At 54.1% G+C, this 14,689-nt stretch carries 22 protein-coding genes and 1 pseudogene; 2 read left to right on the top strand and 21 right to left on the bottom strand.

The window, feature by feature from the left end:
• Nucleotides 1–2: 2 nt before the first annotated feature.
• The 3 genes from OCY70_RS28770 to OCY70_RS28760 are packed head-to-tail and all read right to left on the bottom strand — an operon-like array spanning nt 3 to nt 4,130.
• Nucleotides 3–1,016, bottom strand: a complete 1,014-nt coding sequence (locus tag OCY70_RS28770; protein WP_261944615.1) for a phage late control D family protein — start codon at nt 1,014–1,016, stop codon at nt 3–5.
• Nucleotides 1,013–1,225 carry a tail protein X gene (locus OCY70_RS28765; RefSeq protein WP_213431496.1) on the bottom strand — a complete coding sequence of 71 codons (213 nt, stop codon included), beginning with the start codon at nt 1,223–1,225 and terminating at the stop codon, nt 1,013–1,015. The genes OCY70_RS28770 and OCY70_RS28765 overlap by 4 nt, the downstream gene beginning before the upstream one ends.
• On the bottom strand, nt 1,218–4,130 hold the full coding sequence (locus OCY70_RS28760; RefSeq protein WP_261945032.1) for a phage tail tape measure protein: 2,913 nt from the start codon (nt 4,128–4,130) through the stop codon (nt 1,218–1,220). Before OCY70_RS28760 ends, OCY70_RS28765 begins: the two co-directional genes overlap by 8 nt.
• On the opposite strand from OCY70_RS28760, the gene OCY70_RS28755 reads away from it, so the two are divergent.
• Nucleotides 4,121–4,267 (top strand): hypothetical protein, encoded by a 147-nt coding sequence (locus OCY70_RS28755; RefSeq protein WP_213431422.1) that lies wholly within the window; start codon nt 4,121–4,123, stop codon nt 4,265–4,267. The genes OCY70_RS28760 and OCY70_RS28755 overlap by 10 nt on opposite strands.
• Nucleotides 4,268–4,281: 14 nt before the next feature.
• On the opposite strand, the gene OCY70_RS28750 is transcribed toward OCY70_RS28755, so the two are convergent.
• The 12 genes from OCY70_RS28750 to OCY70_RS28695 form a co-directional block, all read right to left on the bottom strand.
• A complete protein-coding gene (locus tag OCY70_RS28750) occupies nt 4,282–4,578 on the bottom strand; it encodes a phage tail assembly protein (RefSeq protein WP_213431421.1) in 297 nt (98 codons plus the stop codon).
• A 15-nt stretch (nt 4,579–4,593) separates the two neighbouring features.
• Nucleotides 4,594–5,118: a phage major tail tube protein gene (locus OCY70_RS28745; protein ID WP_213431420.1), complete on the bottom strand. Its 525-nt coding sequence runs from the start codon at nt 5,116–5,118 to the stop codon at nt 4,594–4,596.
• A gap of 16 nt (nt 5,119–5,134) precedes the next feature.
• The gene (locus OCY70_RS28740) at nt 5,135–5,464 is read right to left on the bottom strand and encodes a hypothetical protein (RefSeq protein ID WP_261948841.1); all 330 of its coding nucleotides are present in this window, start codon (nt 5,462–5,464) and stop codon (nt 5,135–5,137) included.
• Nucleotides 5,461–6,414 carry a hypothetical protein gene (locus OCY70_RS28735; protein ID WP_261948840.1) on the bottom strand — a complete coding sequence of 318 codons (954 nt, stop codon included), beginning with the start codon at nt 6,412–6,414 and terminating at the stop codon, nt 5,461–5,463. The genes OCY70_RS28740 and OCY70_RS28735 overlap by 4 nt, the downstream gene beginning before the upstream one ends.
• A 122-nt stretch (nt 6,415–6,536) precedes the next feature.
• Nucleotides 6,537–6,731 carry a hypothetical protein gene (locus OCY70_RS28730; protein WP_261948839.1) on the bottom strand — a complete coding sequence of 65 codons (195 nt, stop codon included), beginning with the start codon at nt 6,729–6,731 and terminating at the stop codon, nt 6,537–6,539.
• The gene (locus tag OCY70_RS28725; protein WP_261948838.1) at nt 6,703–7,050 is read right to left on the bottom strand and encodes a hypothetical protein; all 348 of its coding nucleotides are present in this window, start codon (nt 7,048–7,050) and stop codon (nt 6,703–6,705) included. The genes OCY70_RS28730 and OCY70_RS28725 overlap by 29 nt, the downstream gene beginning before the upstream one ends.
• Nucleotides 7,047–7,610, bottom strand: coding sequence for a phage tail protein (locus tag OCY70_RS28720; protein WP_261945035.1), 564 nt, complete (start codon nt 7,608–7,610; stop codon nt 7,047–7,049). Before OCY70_RS28720 ends, OCY70_RS28725 begins: the two co-directional genes overlap by 4 nt.
• Nucleotides 7,597–7,944 (bottom strand): hypothetical protein, encoded by a 348-nt coding sequence (locus OCY70_RS28715; RefSeq protein ID WP_213431576.1) that lies wholly within the window; start codon nt 7,942–7,944, stop codon nt 7,597–7,599. The genes OCY70_RS28720 and OCY70_RS28715 overlap by 14 nt, the downstream gene beginning before the upstream one ends.
• Nucleotides 7,941–8,234 carry a hypothetical protein gene (locus tag OCY70_RS28710; protein ID WP_213431590.1) on the bottom strand — a complete coding sequence of 98 codons (294 nt, stop codon included), beginning with the start codon at nt 8,232–8,234 and terminating at the stop codon, nt 7,941–7,943. Before OCY70_RS28710 ends, OCY70_RS28715 begins: the two co-directional genes overlap by 4 nt.
• A gap of 14 nt (nt 8,235–8,248) precedes the next feature.
• Nucleotides 8,249–9,508 (bottom strand): phage major capsid protein, encoded by a 1,260-nt coding sequence (locus tag OCY70_RS28705; protein ID WP_261948837.1) that lies wholly within the window; start codon nt 9,506–9,508, stop codon nt 8,249–8,251.
• A 191-nt stretch (nt 9,509–9,699) separates the two neighbouring features.
• On the bottom strand, nt 9,700–10,398 hold the full coding sequence (locus tag OCY70_RS28700) for a hypothetical protein (protein ID WP_261948836.1): 699 nt from the start codon (nt 10,396–10,398) through the stop codon (nt 9,700–9,702).
• A 190-nt stretch (nt 10,399–10,588) separates the two neighbouring features.
• On the bottom strand, nt 10,589–10,819 hold the full coding sequence (locus OCY70_RS28695) for a phage portal protein (RefSeq protein WP_261948835.1): 231 nt from the start codon (nt 10,817–10,819) through the stop codon (nt 10,589–10,591).
• A gap of 806 nt (nt 10,820–11,625) precedes the next feature.
• On the opposite strand from OCY70_RS28695, the gene OCY70_RS28690 reads away from it, so the two are divergent.
• Entirely contained in the window at nt 11,626–12,090 is a 465-nt protein-coding gene (locus OCY70_RS28690; RefSeq protein WP_261948834.1) for a hypothetical protein, read from the top strand.
• On the opposite strand, the gene OCY70_RS35890 is transcribed toward OCY70_RS28690, so the two are convergent.
• The 6 genes and pseudogenes from OCY70_RS35890 to OCY70_RS28670 form a co-directional block, all read right to left on the bottom strand.
• A complete protein-coding gene (locus tag OCY70_RS35890) occupies nt 11,983–12,264 on the bottom strand; it encodes a terminase gpA endonuclease subunit (RefSeq protein ID WP_315973943.1) in 282 nt (93 codons plus the stop codon). The two genes, OCY70_RS28690 and OCY70_RS35890, sit on opposite strands and share 108 nt — an antisense overlap.
• Nucleotides 12,265–12,522: 258 nt before the next feature.
• Nucleotides 12,523–12,993, bottom strand: a complete 471-nt coding sequence (locus OCY70_RS28685; RefSeq protein WP_261948833.1) for a phage terminase large subunit family protein — start codon at nt 12,991–12,993, stop codon at nt 12,523–12,525.
• A gap of 23 nt (nt 12,994–13,016) precedes the next feature.
• A pseudogene (locus OCY70_RS36375) lies at nt 13,017–13,448 on the bottom strand (phage terminase large subunit family protein); the annotation flags it as partial.
• A 55-nt stretch (nt 13,449–13,503) separates the two neighbouring features.
• Complete coding sequence (locus tag OCY70_RS28680; RefSeq protein ID WP_261948832.1) at nt 13,504–13,839, bottom strand: phage terminase large subunit family protein; 336 nt, start codon at nt 13,837–13,839, stop codon at nt 13,504–13,506.
• 249 nt (nt 13,840–14,088) lie between these two features.
• Nucleotides 14,089–14,310: a hypothetical protein gene (locus OCY70_RS28675; protein WP_261948831.1), complete on the bottom strand. Its 222-nt coding sequence runs from the start codon at nt 14,308–14,310 to the stop codon at nt 14,089–14,091.
• Between the two features lie 198 nt (nt 14,311–14,508).
• On the bottom strand, nt 14,509–14,689 hold a 181-nt coding region (locus OCY70_RS28670), incomplete at its 5' end, for a hypothetical protein (protein WP_261948830.1).

Raw genomic sequence — 14,689 nt, 5'->3', positions numbered from 1 at the left:
CATCACCACCCCAATGTTCGCCGGATTTCCAGGCGGGTTGTGTATCCTCCGGAATCGATCTGATGCGTCGCCGAATCTATGATGTATGTCCCCGAGAACTGGCCGATGCTCAGGAGCTTGATCGTGGTGGCCGTCATCAGGCGGGGATCACCGACTACGGTCAGTTGCGCCCGGCCCGCCTCCTTGTTCTTGTCCCGGAGGGCATTGCGCGCCACACGTAGCCCCTCCGCCTCGGAATCAACCTGCTGATTCAGTTTCAGCACCGGTCCGCTCTTCGGCGCTCCTGGGACTCGGTACGTGGCGGAAATAGTCTTCTTCTTTTTGGGCGTCGTGTAGGACACCTGGCACGCGACATACCGGGTGTTGCTCGACGCCCAGCGGAACGAATAATCGACGGCGTGGCCGGCGGCGATGTCAATCGTCACCTGCGGAGCCTTTTTCTCGTAGGTTGCTTCATCGAACAGGACGAGCGTCCCGTTTGCAACCTTGATCCCAACGCCCTCTTTCGCGGCCTGCTGGTACAAGAAGGCGGTATCCGTCTGCTCGGTCTGGTCAATGCGGTCATAGGACGGGTTGAACTTGACGTCGTATACAAGCTTCAAACCGCCGCGCTTTGCTATGTCCTCAGCAATGCGCTTCAAGGTGACTTTTTCCCAGACCTTCGTTCGCTTGGTCTGTTTGATTTCATTGGCTGCCGGGTGGGACGTCGCCCGGATCGTAACGAGTGAAGGCGGTCCCGTCACTTCCAGTTCGTCAACGAAAAACGTGCCCAGGTTGAATTTTTTTACGACGCCAGGCTTAACCTGGTCGGCCGTCTCAATAGCAAGATGGACCTTGTCGCCCTCGCGTGGAGCCCAGGAGCTGATCCACTGGCCGGCGCGGTCCTCAACAACCAAAGAAAGATCGTCCAGCTCTCCGCTTGAGCCGTCGGAGTATATAGCTGAAACGATCTTTCCGGTGAAAGTTTTTGTTACCTTTTTGCCGTTGTATGTGACGTGTACGGTCGTCTTTCTCAATCTTCGTCATCCTCCCTCCACGGCGGCAGGTCGGCGTCCGCCTCCTGTTGCGGCTCTGGAATCTGCAGCTCGACGCCGGAACCAAAAATGACCGTATCGATGTAGTCGGGATTGACGTCCATCAGTACGGCCATTTGCGTCTCGCTACCCATCTGCTGCAGGGCGATAATGTCCCAGGTGTCGCCCTGGGTGGTAATGTATCTACGCAAGGCTGACACGTCCTTTCTGGCGGGTTGCTTCTTGGATGGCTCCCAAAAGGTTACGCTTATACTGATCCAACTCGCGGCGTAGCTCTGCAATGGCCTTATCGTCGGCATTGCCTTGGATCGTGATATGCAAATCGCCGATCGTTACATTTCCGGCGCTCGCTGCTGGAACTGCCGCTAAATTTGGGCTTTCCAATTTCGACCTAAGCCCGCCGGTGCTGTAATCCCGGACGCCCAAGGCCTTTCCAACCTTGTCATACAGAGACAATGCGCGGCTTCGCTTGTTAGTTGCCAATGGGATATAGGCTTCCGGACCTTTCTCAGCGAAGATCCCCATATGTGGCTTGGTTCCGATTCCACCGTCTTCATAGGCTTCCACTTTCTCTTTGGGTTTCCCAAAAGATTCCATGCGGGAAACTAGTTGCTCAAGAGAAGGGGGCCCTAAGCCGATTTGGGTGAATAAGGTTTTTATCTCTATTTTCTTCTCATCTGGCAACCCGGCAAGATTTCGAGCAAACTCGTGAATTTTTTTGATTACTGCCTCGGTGTTTGCCTTCTGATCTGTCGTTAGCTCGTTATACTTTTTCGCAGCTTCTTCTATTGGAATCTCAAGACCAGCTTCGATTTCAGCGAGTTTTTTAAAATTGTTGAAGGCCGTCACTGCTGCGTCCGAAAGTTCCTTGACGTTTTGTTCAGCTTCTTCCTTTTTTTGATTGGCTTCATTATATTTTTCGATAACTTCATCCAGACTTTTTTGTAGGGCTTCCGTCGTTGTTGAAATGCCGCCAGATGATATTCCGGTTTCTTCGATTACTTCCTTTGCGAGTTGCCGCAAAAGCTCGTCTTCTTTCTTAGAATCTATTATTCTATGCTCTCTATCTGATTGTATTTTCTGGGCCCGCTCCCTAAACTTAATTAACTTTTGTGCTCTTTCTATTCCTGTGCGATACTCGTTTTCCCACTTTTTTTGTTCCTCTACGGCTTCCTGATACAGCTTCTTTTGTTCAGGCATTTCCGATTCAGCTTCGATTACCGCAGCTTGTAAATCTAATTTTGCAGCCTGCTGTTTCATCTTCAATTTATCACGTTCTATTCCAGCCTGCTCGCGAGATATTTCGGTTTTGGCACCCTCAGACTTCAGTATATTCGGGTTCATGTCGATCAACTGCTGCTCAACTTTTTGTAACTTTGCCCGGGCATTCGCTAATTCCTCCGCCGGTGCCTTTGCCTCGTCGATTTTCCGTTTCAGGCGGTCATATTCAGTTAAAAGCTCGTCCATTTTCTTCAACTGGCCGTCAGCCGCCTTGTAGTTCCCTAACGCGGTTTCCATTTTCTTTCCAAGCTGAATCAGGTCTTCTTTGGCTCGCCGGCTCCGGGTCGATATCATATAGATCCCTCCAGCCACGGCCCCGGCTGCCGTAATCGCCCAGCCTACCGGTCCACTCAGCAGCCGCAGAGCCACACCCGCGCCGCCGATAGCCCGGGTAAGTCCTATCACGCCGCGTGTAACCTTTGTGATCGGGTAGGCTGCTGCAGCCATTCCGCCGAGGACCATGACGGCCTTCCCGTGTTTGGACGCGATTTCAGTCCCCAGGTCGGCTACCTTCTTGAGGGATGGGCTTAGCGTTTTCATGGCCGTGATTTGGAGCGTTTCCACTGCAGACCTGAACAGTTCAACCGACCCCTTTGCATTGTCCAGGCGCGTGGTCGCAACCTCCAAGGCCGTGACCCGGCTGGCCTCCGCATAAAAGTTCCGAACGCCCTCGGCCCCTTCTTTGTACAAGATGTTCGCGGCCCGAACGGCGTCCGTCCCGAACATCGTTTTGAGCGCAACCTGGCGTTGCTGAGATGTTAGGTCTTTGAGTGCTTTGTTAAGCTCTCCTGAAATGACTTCAAGGTTCTGCATATTGCCCTTGGCGTCGTAGAATACGCTGCTCATAGCGCCGGCGTTGAACGCCATCTCACGGAATGCCTTATTAGCCTTATCGCTTCCGACCTTCGCGCCTGCTATTTTGGCGCTGTAGGTCATCATCGCATCGACGACATCGCGCGTTGCTGTAGATGCCGGCTTGACGCCTTGAGATTGCAAGAACTGCAAGGCTTTGGTTGCGTCGAATGTCATCAAGCCAAGCCGTTCGAACTCGCCGATTGCGTCGGCAGTAACCGGCGTAAGGTTCAGCAGCATCGTTTTTAACGATGTACCAGCATCGCTACCTTTCAGGCCATTGTTTGCAAATAGCCCCAGCGCGGCATTCGTATCGTCAAATGACAAGCCTACCCCCGAAGCGACAGCGGAAGCCTGGGAAAGTGCCATCTTCAATTCCATCACGTTCGTCGCTGAAGCGTTGGCGGTTCCAGCCAGCATGTCAGCAGCATGCGACGCTTCCATTGCATCGCCCCGGAATGCGTTCATGGCCGTGGACATAATCTCGGCCGCGTCTGCAAGCTCAAGGCCCCCGGCTGCTGCCAAGTTCAATGCCGCCTCGATGCCGCCGCCTTTGATTTTTTCGGTGGAAAGGCCGGCCTTGACCAACTCTTCGATACCCTGGGCAGCTTCAAGGGCGGAATATTTCGTTTTCGCCCCCATGTCCAAAGCCAACTGCTCAATTTCACCCATCGCGTCCTTGGCAATCCCGCTGACAGCCTGGATGCTGGAAATTTGCTGCTCGAAGTCTATCGCCTTTTTAAAACTGGACATCGCAAAGGCCCCAACGCCGAGTCCGGCCACTGTCTTAGCCATCTTGGATTTGAGATTATCAAAGGCGGCGCTATTATTACGTAGTCGTTTGTCGAGCTTCGTTGACTGGTTGTAAACCTTCTCCAGCTCGGCACCGGCACCGCTCATAGAACGTAAAAAGGAGGCCTGTAGTTGGCCTCCTAATCGGTACGCTATTTCATATGTTTTCATCGGTTTTCACCGCCTATTTCCTCGCCTATGTCTATCCACTCCAGCAGCTCGTCGAGCGGCAGTTCGAGCCAGTAGGGTATTGGGGTACGGAAGCGGATCGAAAGTATGGCCGCCCGTTCCCGGAGCAGCCGCGTTAAGTTCACTTGATCCCCTACTCGTCCCCCAAGATAAAAACCTGTACCAACCGCGTGATTTCTGCAACGTCTTTGAGCCCCAAGGAAAGGATCAGCTCAGGCGGGCATTTTGCGGCGAAAGCCGCAATGTAGACCTGCATTTCTTTCATGATCTCTTTTAGGTTTGCGAGTTCGTTTCCCTGTGCCGAACGAACATATTGCCGCTCTGCGTTGATCAGGTCTCGACCTGTTAAAGAGTCAAAATCGAGATTCAATTCGGTATATTCTTTTCCCTCAAACGTGACGGGCTTTTTCAGCTTGTATACTTGTGCCATCGTTCATTACCTCCCTTACAGCCCCAGCATCCGGCGGCGGTTCTCGCTCCAGTCCTTGCCGTTGACGACGTATATATTATTCAACTTGTCAACCTCAAACAGCACTTTTCCGTCCTCTTCAGACTTGATATAGAGGACTTCAAGCTCTGTGCTTGCATCCATCGTTGCCAGATTGTCTGCCTGACCCATGTCAAAGTTCTTTGTGAACGCTTTGACCGTAATTTTTTTGCCAACATCAAAGTAATTAATTGCCGCTTTATCGAATCTCTGAATCACGCCCCGGAAAGTGATCAGGTGCGCTACGGGCTCCATGAGGATGACCGATGCCGGTTCCGGCGCGGTGCGCCATTTGAGACTCATTGTCATGGAGCTGAAATAGCCAGGCGTGATGCTCTCAAATTCCCCGCCGATACCCGCGCCTTTGATCTGCGTCGTGATCCCCTGCATATTCGGCAGCTGTACCGTAGCACTCCCCAAATACAGATCAGAATCTTTAAATACGCTATACTCAATCAGCTTTTCGTCAATTTGATTGCGCATGTTGTTTCCCTCCTTTTTAGGACGCCAATGCCTTGAGGTAATTGGTATCGAATTGCAGCGTGAACTCGATAGCTTCCGCGATCGGTGTCAAACCGACAAAGAGCTTGAATCTGACAATGCCGTTCATTAAGTCCTCTTCAGGGTTTTCCCCCGGGTCGTACTCAATTCGACCACCCAGGATGGCGCCAGCGGAAACAAGCCCATTAAATTTCAGGCTGATTTTATCAATGATCATCTGGATAAAATTCCGGTTGACCTGGCGATCGATGTCCTGGAAGGTGTCAGTGATCACGAAGTTGTTTATCCAAAACATGGTTCGCTTCGATGCAAGCATGTTGTCCTTCATGTCTTTGTTGTCCGGGTAAGCTGATGTCCGATTACCCCACAACACGAAGCCGTTAACAAAAACGCATCGCCGTCGCGATGCCCTGGGCATTGAGCTTGTTGGCCTGCTCGAACCCCAAAAGCATTGGCGTGCCATCTGCCAATACGCAGCCGTCCGCCACCATCTGGCGATTCGACGGCGACGCCGTAGGAATACCGCCATTGTCCGAGTCCATTTGACCAATGATGCCCGCGACGTGCGTGCTCATGTGGTACTGCAGGCCATTGCGGACCACCTTCGGCCAGCACATATATACGCCCGGGTCGTTCGCCTTTTTTCCCGTCGATCGCTGCCGCGATCGTCTTCGCCGCCGTGGTGTCGATGTCAACAAGCGTAACAGCCTTGAAAATGCCATTGATGCCTTGAGCTTTGGCGGCCATCGCGTCGGCCACCGTCGGATCGGCGCTAAACTTCGGTGCCAGGACAAGCTTAGGTATGTCACCCAGCAGCGGCATCATAGCATCGAGGAGCTCTAAGCCCGTCCGGGTGTCGCCCTGGATACCGCCGATGATGTCCGCCGGCTTGACCTTGCTCACGTCAGGCATGTCGCAGGTGAGCGTCAGGCCGGTTGCCGGTAGCTTCACCGCCGAGCCTTCCGGAATCGTAATCACGAGGTAGCCTTCGTTGTCCAGCTCGACTTCGTAATCCTTTCCTTTCTCAAGCTCAGCCGCGCCTTTCAATGTGACTGACTCCAGGATAGGGTAGAGGATCGATGTCTCCGTGACTGACTTAGACAAGTCAATCGTCGCCGTGTTGCTCTTTTTGGCCTCGGAAACATCCATCACGTTAACCAGGATGGCCTCACGCTGCTTGTACAGCGTAAAATGACTCTCCATCGCCTCATGTAATGTATAGCTCTCAAAGTCGGTCGAATAGCCGAATATAGCAGCAGCTTCCGCCTTTGACGACACACGAACCGGTTCATTTACAGAGCCGATCGGTGCCGTACCAAAAAAAAACAGGCAACGACGTATTTGCCGTCGTGCCTGTTACTGGTGTCGCTTTCTCGCGTACCCGCGAGCCGTGGAAAAATTCAGCCATATGCTTGTATCGCTCCTTTTTCGTTAATGATGTTTGGGAGATCCCACGCCGTAATTGCCGTGCTGAGGAAATACGGATAGGGTTGTTCCTCCGGAATGGTCCATTCGTAATCCGGACGGATCCGGTACCGGCCACCGATGATCGGCTGCCGGAACAACTCAATCTCGACGTACTCCATCAGGTTCATGAGAGCATACGCACCTGCACCCACATTCTTTGATCCGTCTGGCTCCTCTTCGGCCCGGGAAAAACACGCCGAAAGTGAGCTCAACAAGCGCATGACGATCAATACCGGTACGCTTGCCGTGGTATGGCCGGATCTCAATAAACGGATAGTCCGACTGCCTCCGCTTTTGATCCGGCAGGGGAACGTACCATTCATACACATTCACCGGCTTATACTCGCCGTCTATATCGCCCGCCTTCGCTCCCTGGGCCGTGTGGTACGTCGCCAGGAGGCTGAGCAGGTGCTCAGCCAGGGCGTGAACCAAAAGCGAAACTGTCATTTAAACCCCGCCCCCTTCATAGCTCTATTCATCTCGTGTTCAAGACGCTGTTCGAGCTTCTTCGTCATTTCATCCTGCAACTTGTCCCGGATCTTGGCCGAGTTGAGCATGATCGGCACACCGGGACCGTAAAGCTGCTCGATTGGTAACCGCTGTTTGCCTCTCCGGCGGAAAACGGCTAGGCTTCCGTTTCGCATATGCTGTACAAATGCGCCGGAAATCTGCTTCTTGCCGCCATCGCGCTTGACCGCAGCCTTTAACACTTTCGGCCGGCGCTGGACAACCCGCGACGGAGTTGTCTTGAATTGGATGAGCCGGATATTCCGGCCGCGTGACCTGAACTCAATGTCGTCATTTCGCTGGGTCAGTTTCAGGTTTCCGTATTTTTTTACATCACCAGCGCGAATGATGTATTCTTTCCGGACTTCCTGCACGGCTACCGTCTGCACCCTCTGCCCGGTTCGTGCGAAAGCGCGGTTGATTGCCTTTGGCGCATTTTGAGCCAGCTTTTTTACGGCAATCGCAGCCTCTTTAAAATTCTTTGAATCAGATGTAATCATTTCCGTTTCGCTCCAATCGGACCGTGACAAGGCCCTTTTCCTCGCCCGCCCCAATGACGGTATATTCCCGCCCATTGATGACCATCAGATCGCCCCGCACCGGGACATAGCCCAGGTCAGACAGGCGGACGTACATCGTCAACGTGACGTGATACAGGCCTTGCGGTTGACCGTCATAGCCGCCTCTGGAGATTAGGCGCTTGCGCTCATCAATGGAGTTGTGCGTGATAGTCACGCGCAACTCCATTCCGTCGACAACGGCCATTTCTCCCATCTCGTCCGGATTGATGAAGATGCTCAAGTCATCGGCCAAATAGTCGTTGAAGCTCTTCATTTGCCACGCTTCCGGCCCGTTGGCGGTGCTTCCGGCTTTCTCTCCGGAGTTTCTGCTGTAGGAGCTTCCTCCGGCTGCTTGTCTGCTGGCGGGGCCTCTTCTTCCGGCTGCTCCTGTGCCTCTGCTGGAGCAGGGGCTGCCGTCTCCACCTCCACTTCCATCGCATGGCCCTTTTCCAAAAGCAAGGCGATGAATGTCTGATCATGGATGTGCTCGCGGATCGAGTCGCCAGGGGAAAGGAGATGACCGGCATAGCCGATCGGTGTCTTTGCAATTAGTTTTTTAGTCATAATAGCATTCCTCCTTATTGGCCGTCGGTTGCCTTACCTGGGTTTTTGTACAAGCCACGGGAATCCAGGACGGTCACACCATAATCAAAGTAAATGCGGAACTCCATGCCGAGGCGATCAAAGGCAACGTGTGTCTCAAGTGTCGGCTCTTCACGGCCCCGCAAGTAAGTGACCTCGATTGTGTCTACTGTGCTCGGATCAGCCGACAGATACCAAGCCGATGGGCTGTACGCATCCAGCTCTGCATCAACTATCAACGTAGTTGCATTGCGGAACACGTTGATTACTGCGCTGTTGCCTTGCGTCATGTCAGTTGGCGAATAGATGAACTTCATCGCCTCCGTTTCCAACGCGGCAGGTACCAGCATGTACTTCGGCGTCAAGTTCAGCGTAGCCAGGCCTCGAATGGCCTTTTGGAGGCGCATCGCGGTGCGCGCCTCGCTCATCGTCTTTTCGTTCGGCACGTCCAGGATGGTTCCCAGGTTTTTATGCGCTGCGTCAAACAGCGGCTTCCCGTCAAAAATGACCGGATTGGTTGCCAGCATCTTGTACACAAGACGATTCAGCCCGCGTTTGGCCGCTGTGACATAGGCGCGTGGTACGCGGTTGAGCATGGACAGATCGTCATTTATGAAGGCCTCACGTGTAAACCCCCAGCGCTTTGAGTAGGTGATCACCGACTTCGTAACTTTCTCATCCTTCATCGGATCGTCATATGGGATTTCCGCATTTTGCGGCGTCTTCTCCAGCTCACCAGCCTCGGAAATGCGGTAGTGCTCAGCGGCTTTAAAGTCGCTGTTGCTGCCCTTGCTTGTCCATGTTTGGAACGTGGTCGGCACCTCTTGATAGGCGTTAGACAACGTTTTGTCAACGGCGTTGGACAAAATGCCTTGGAATGTGCTGTCCGGGAACATGTTGTTGCCATCGCGCTGCAGCACGGTTTTGAGCAGTTCCCTGTCGTCCATACGGTGCGCATTTACCACGCCAGCTCGAGTAGCGCAGTCGATCGCAAGGTCGCGGAGACTCATGCCTCGGAATTCGTTCGCGCCGGGTGCCGGTTTCGCTACAACCACACCTGCGCGCAGAAGTAAGCCATCAGAAGCAGCAGCACGGATCTTGTCCGTTTCCTCCACCGTCACATGAACCGCGCCTAAGGCCGGCGTTTGCGGCTGTCGCGCGGTGCGCAACTTTTCAAGAATTGCATCTTTTACGGCGGATACCTCGGCGCCGCTCCGGATATACTCGTCCGGCTCGACGGAAAAGGTGCGGCACAAGTCCATAATCTCCGTCGTGCGCGCCCGTTCCGCCTCCGCCGCGTCTGGCTCCACTGAACGGGCAGCGGGTTCACTAGCTGGGGCAGCCCCCGACGTGCGCCTGGTGCTCACTCCTGTGTCTGGTGCATGTACAAGTTCTTGTGCCGCAAGGGCAACATGTTTTAATCCTGGGCATATTCAAGTCATCTCCTTCATTGGTTTGTGGTGGCGCTAGCATTGGAATCAGCGCTTCTTCCGACGCCGACGGTTGGATCCGCTGGCGTAGGCTCAATACTAATTTCAAATGGCTGCCACTTCAGGGCCACATATGCAGGCCCCTGGTGGCGGCCGTTCGCGGACACGCTGCCCGCTTTGACTTCCTCCCAGTTGGACACCGAATATCCAACAGAAACGCCCTTGATGAAGCCTTTGACGACTTTCCGAAAGACTTTTTCTGAGTCCTCATCATCGTCAAAGCGCACAAGGGCGCGGGCCTTTCGAGTATTCGCATCTATCCAAGCCTTTTCGACGTCCCCGATAGGCATTCGTCCATATCGGGTATCCCGGCCGTGGGAAAAGAGGAGAACTCCGACCTCCTGGAGCCTGGATAAGTCCACTGCGCCGACATCATGGCTCAGAATTTCATTTCCAAACCATCGCTGGTACGGCTCTTCAGAGCTGAAAGACAGTTCGACGGTGCGTTCCTCTTCGTTGATCGTCGATCCGTCGATGCTCCATGCGCGTGTCAGTTCTCCTGTTTTCAGCCCGTTTCTATGCAGCACCGCCGGAATTCGATTTTTGACACCTTCAGTTCCTCCTTTCATCATTTCCTGTTCAAGCAGCCGCTCGGCAGCGCGCTGCTCGATGACTTCCCGCCAGTCCTCCCCGTTTTCTGCGCAGATGCGCGCCAAGGTGGTTTGACTGTCTCAAGCGCGATTTTGTTCGCCGCGACTTCCCGCGTCGGATCTATCCATGCGGAGCCCGACGGAATCCATACATGCTTGGCGATCGACTCAATATCCGCTTTCGGCGGTGCCGGCAATGCACCGACAAGGATCTGCGACGCAATAAATTCGTGAAAAATCGGTGTCAGAACCCTGTTTACCAAAGATCGGATATTATCGCTTGTACGTCTTGCGATCCTCTACGACACCTTGACGTGCACTGGAGTATGTCACATTGCCCAGGTCGCGGCTGACTTGCCTCATAGCTCAGCCCAACACTGGCCCCAATGAGGCGCAACATGGTCGTGACGTGCTGCGCGGTATTTGAGGACTGTCCGGACGGTATGACCGTCTGGACCTCATCCCCCGGGTTGAGCTCACCAATCATGCCGGGCTCAAGCTACATGCCGTCATATCTCCCCTCGACTGGCTTTGATCATGTTGGTTCAGACGGCCAAGCCGGTCCCCGCCCGGAAGGGCCTTCTTGATGAAGACACCGAGAACAAGCAAGTACAACGCTCCATTTAATATTCACGGCCTCCAAAAATTCGTTCACGTCCTTAACCCGGTTCAGGGCCGTCGCCAGCTCGGAAATCTCCCGGACCGACGCGGATCTGACTTGTGGTGCAGAAAATTACGTCTTCCGCCTTTATCCGGACGACTCCCCTTGAACCTGTAACGTCCCCTTGTACTTTTTGAAGTGGTAGGCGACATGTTTGCATATGAGTCGATCTCAACACCGTCAATGATCTCGTTTTTATTCGTCGATTCGATGCCGAACGGCCGCTCGTGGTGTCAAGCTCATCCACGGTGCGTAGCTGCAGCTTAAACGGAAATCTTTTATCCTCGGTGTACACCTTGACAAAAAAATCCCGCCATCCACAATCCGGCGGGTAGAATAGTCTCCAACTGCTCCGTAAAGTCCTGGAGGCTGTGACATCACAATTTTCAGCTTTGCGTCAACTCCTTTCCCACAGGCGCGTTAATCGTTTCGGGCCCGCGCCCGGACCTCCGCCTTTGATTGCCAGCGACCAGTCCTTCGCCGATGACTCCGCGCTGGAAAAGCCGCAAGGAGTATGGCCTTGCCAGATGTCGCTGTTCCGCTCCATGTCTTGCGGCGCGGGCCGCGGATCCGCCCGCGCTCCCATGCCTCTACGGGCGGCTGCTCATCCATGTCCGGGTGGCCGGGTTAGGTTGAAGCTGAGAGCGCGATCCGACAAGCTCGTCGAATTCTACTATACATTGAACGGGCCATTGCCCCGCCGCCAGGCAGCGCGCTTGTATGCCCAGCGCGGGACACGGCGGCAATGGCCCTATCTAGTCGATTCATGTTCATTATCACCTCCTCCAAAAGACCGCGGCCGTAAAGATGCCGTCATTTTCGACAATCGCCAGCTCGCGCTCGATGCGATCGCGCTCAACGAGAAGTGTTCCCAAGTCCGACCGGCGCAGCCGGCGATTATCGATCGTGTATTCCTGGCCGCCGACATGATAGCGTCGATCGCCTCGTTGATCCGTTTCAGTCGCTCCCGGAGAAGCTGCTTTTTCTCGTCATTCATTGGTCGTCACCTCCTCGTATCCAACTGCTTTTATGGACCGCGGCCGGGCAGTCTGCACTGCCAATTCAGGCGGGGAAGGCGGGGAAGGCATCCGCTTTAGGTACCGAACTCCCAGGTAATCGGCCGCGAACGCCGCGTAAACCTCACAGTCCAGATAGTGGTTATCAGCGCTTGTCGTCTTTTTCTCCCAAACTTCGATCGTCTTGTTCCGGCCTTCTTCTTGACCTTGTGTTCCGCCGTCACTTGGCGGTGTAAGCCTCGTCGCACCCCTCATATACAAGCCGCGCCCCGGCTGTTCCGTGGCCGGTTGATGCGGTTGGAAATAAAGTCCTTGTAGTAGCCCGTGTCCAACAAAAAAGCCGGATCCCGAACAGATTACGTTCGATCCGGTCAAGTGTGGTCAAGCTGAATTTTCCTTTAACAGCGCCAGACGCCCCTTTGACCGCCACGGCCCACTCGCTGTTGAGCGCGCAGAAGCTATAAGTGTCATCCGCGTTGTAACCTGAGTCGATACCGCACAGGGCGAAAAACTCTACTCCGTCGGTGTGTAGTACGGGAGATTCATCACCTCCTCGATCTCGTCCCAGGTCTCGCAGAAACCGTGCGGACATTCCAAGACGTCATGCGCTCGCCCCAGGCGCGGATAGTGTAGTAAAACGGTCTTTCTGCACATCCACGCCGCAGTCAGCAGCAGCGCGCCCGGCGGTACAATGCCATCGTCATAACCGCTGGAGCGCTTGGTCAGCTCGGAGCTGTTCATCCGTACTGTCGTTTGTTCCCAAGGCTCCGCAAGCCAACTGTTAATAAAGTTCTGCAGCAGTTCCGGCTCGCTCTTACTGGTCAGGAACTCATAGGCAATATCCCCGAAGCGCAGCCACGGGCTGTAAATGGCGTTGAGCCGGAACGATGTCTTGCGGCCGCGTAAAACTTGCCGTTTTCGTCCCGCCCATTCGCCCGCCCGTAGCATAGCGGCTTGTGTCGATCCTGGATAATGCCCTGGCACTCCTCACACTCGTAATAGGCGGTCAGCCGGACCTCATCTGGTGTCTTGAATTGTCGTAGACAATCCCGCCGCCAGTTTTCCCGCCGTTTGAAAACGAACGTCGGTAATGGCCGCATGAGGGCAAGGGACGTAATATTCCAGCTTGACCGCGCATCCTTCATGAGCGCTCCAAATGGGCCGGATCGGACCGTCGGCGTCGATGTCTGGATGATTTTCCGGTTGAAGTTAAACGTCCGCGTCGTTCCGCGCCAAGCGCGCGGATCCGCTTCTTTGCCGGCGTTTTTTCGGGAATTTGTCCACTTCATCCATGAGCAAATACCGAATCGGTCGGGAGGCGAGCGAAGCGGGCTGTTCGCGCCGGCTAAGACTGCATACATGCCGTCCAACTGTAGCTCAAGGATCTTACTGTCGTCCGCCCGGTACTTTTCGGCGGTCGCCGGGCTAAGCTGGATCATTGGGACCAGCCGGTTTTTTGACGTGTATTCGGCCAACTCAGAGTAGGATAGACGATCAGTACCGGATCGGATCCTGCGCAACGATGTAGCCGAGCATATTGTTTAACGTCTCCGTTCCGCCTACCTGCGTGGCTTGACAAAACGATCTCTCGACGCGGTAATCGTTCAGCGCGTCCATGATACCGCGCAAGTACGGCGTGCGGTCTGTACTCCACTGGCCGGGCTCGGCGGATGTCTTGCTATCCAATACACGATGCCGATCTGCCCACTCGGACACGGTAAGCTTTTCGGGCGGTCGAAGGACAGCGGCGGCTTCGATTATCCACCGCGCAACGTCTTCTACTACTTCTTTACTTGCTTTTTTCGCATCGTATACCCCCCTGACGGACATCTGAGCAATACCCCATGTACGACATCCGCTATATTTGTTCGTCTGCGGGCTTGCTCCGGTGTTACGTATGGCGCAACCTCCGTCGCTATTTTCCGGCGACTCCGTCAAACTTCGACGCAACGTAACAAAAAAGCGTTGCATATCACCTACGGCATCAGTCCGCCGGATGTACTCGCCTCGTTCAACCTCATTTTTCAATGTAGGCCGCCTCGGACTGTTCCTTTTTGAGCAGTGCCTCGTACCTGAGCTTCATTTGTGCAAGCGACTCTTCACCGTCACCTGCTGAAGCTCCTTTTTTTTCGGCCATGAACTGATCACCGATAGGAGTTGATACCATCCAATTGTTCTCGCTCCAATCCTTGCTTTACGTAGTTTTGAAGCGTATTCCGGTGAATCCCAAAACCGTTTTAATGCCAGCGACGAAATACATACTTTTCCATCTATAACTTTAAATAGCTTGGAAACATCCAACGCAATACACCTCCTAACATGCACATGCACAAGGATTTAAAAATTTCATACTCGGCCGGATTTCGGGGTCGCGAGTACCCGCATACCCCCCACCCCCTCCGGAAGGACCCGTTTACCAATTTCTACCAAATTTACCCTCCCAAGAAGGTTACCCGAATCCTGCGTTCCATGTCTCGCTGACGCTTCAGCTCCGCGTTGTCAGCTTCTGCTTCCCGCATCGATCACACGTAATGGCCGCCATCGTCTCACTGATAACGTTAACTTGGAATGTACCCAACCCGATACGCACCGCTGAACCTCTTCTTTAAGATCCGCAACCATCTTATCCACTTGGCGCTTGAGCTTCTTCATACGGTTTACATCACCACGGGCTGTAGCC

Origin of the sequence: Paenibacillus melissococcoides, from assembly GCA_944800085.1 — a bacterium.
Classification (GTDB): domain Bacteria; phylum Bacillota; class Bacilli; order Paenibacillales; family Paenibacillaceae; genus Paenibacillus_B; species Paenibacillus_B melissococcoides.
Note: the sequence above shows the minus strand (reverse complement) of the source record. Positions and strands in the feature narration are given on the sequence as shown.

Excerpts from the sequence above, each read along its gene's own strand:
- OCY70_RS28740 (WP_261948841.1), bottom strand. The coding sequence starts at position 5,464 with ATGAAGGACAACATGCTTGCATCGAAGCGAACCATGTTTTGGATAAAC.
- OCY70_RS28730 (WP_261948839.1), bottom strand. The coding sequence starts at position 6,731 with ATGAACCTGATGGAGTACGTCGAGATTGAGTTGTTCCGGCAGCCGATC.
- OCY70_RS28680 (WP_261948832.1), bottom strand. The coding sequence starts at position 13,839 with ATGTCCGTCAGGGGGGTATACGATGCGAAAAAAGCAAGTAAAGAAGTA.
- OCY70_RS28725 (WP_261948838.1), bottom strand. The coding sequence starts at position 7,050 with ATGACAGTTTCGCTTTTGGTTCACGCCCTGGCTGAGCACCTGCTCAGC.
- OCY70_RS28750 (WP_213431421.1), bottom strand. The coding sequence starts at position 4,578 with ATGGCACAAGTATACAAGCTGAAAAAGCCCGTCACGTTTGAGGGAAAA.
- OCY70_RS28710 (WP_213431590.1), bottom strand. The coding sequence starts at position 8,234 with ATGACTAAAAAACTAATTGCAAAGACACCGATCGGCTATGCCGGTCAT.
- OCY70_RS28760 (WP_261945032.1), bottom strand. The coding sequence starts at position 4,130 with ATGAAAACATATGAAATAGCGTACCGATTAGGAGGCCAACTACAGGCC.
- OCY70_RS35890 (WP_315973943.1), bottom strand. The coding sequence starts at position 12,264 with ATGAGGGGTGCGACGAGGCTTACACCGCCAAGTGACGGCGGAACACAA.
- OCY70_RS28695 (WP_261948835.1), bottom strand. The coding sequence starts at position 10,819 with ATGATTGGTGAGCTCAACCCGGGGGATGAGGTCCAGACGGTCATACCG.
- OCY70_RS28755 (WP_213431422.1), top strand. The coding sequence starts at position 4,121 with ATGTTTTCATCGGTTTTCACCGCCTATTTCCTCGCCTATGTCTATCCA.
- OCY70_RS28745 (WP_213431420.1), bottom strand. The coding sequence starts at position 5,118 with ATGCGCAATCAAATTGACGAAAAGCTGATTGAGTATAGCGTATTTAAA.
- OCY70_RS28715 (WP_213431576.1), bottom strand. The coding sequence starts at position 7,944 with ATGAAGAGCTTCAACGACTATTTGGCCGATGACTTGAGCATCTTCATC.
- OCY70_RS28720 (WP_261945035.1), bottom strand. The coding sequence starts at position 7,610 with ATGATTACATCTGATTCAAAGAATTTTAAAGAGGCTGCGATTGCCGTA.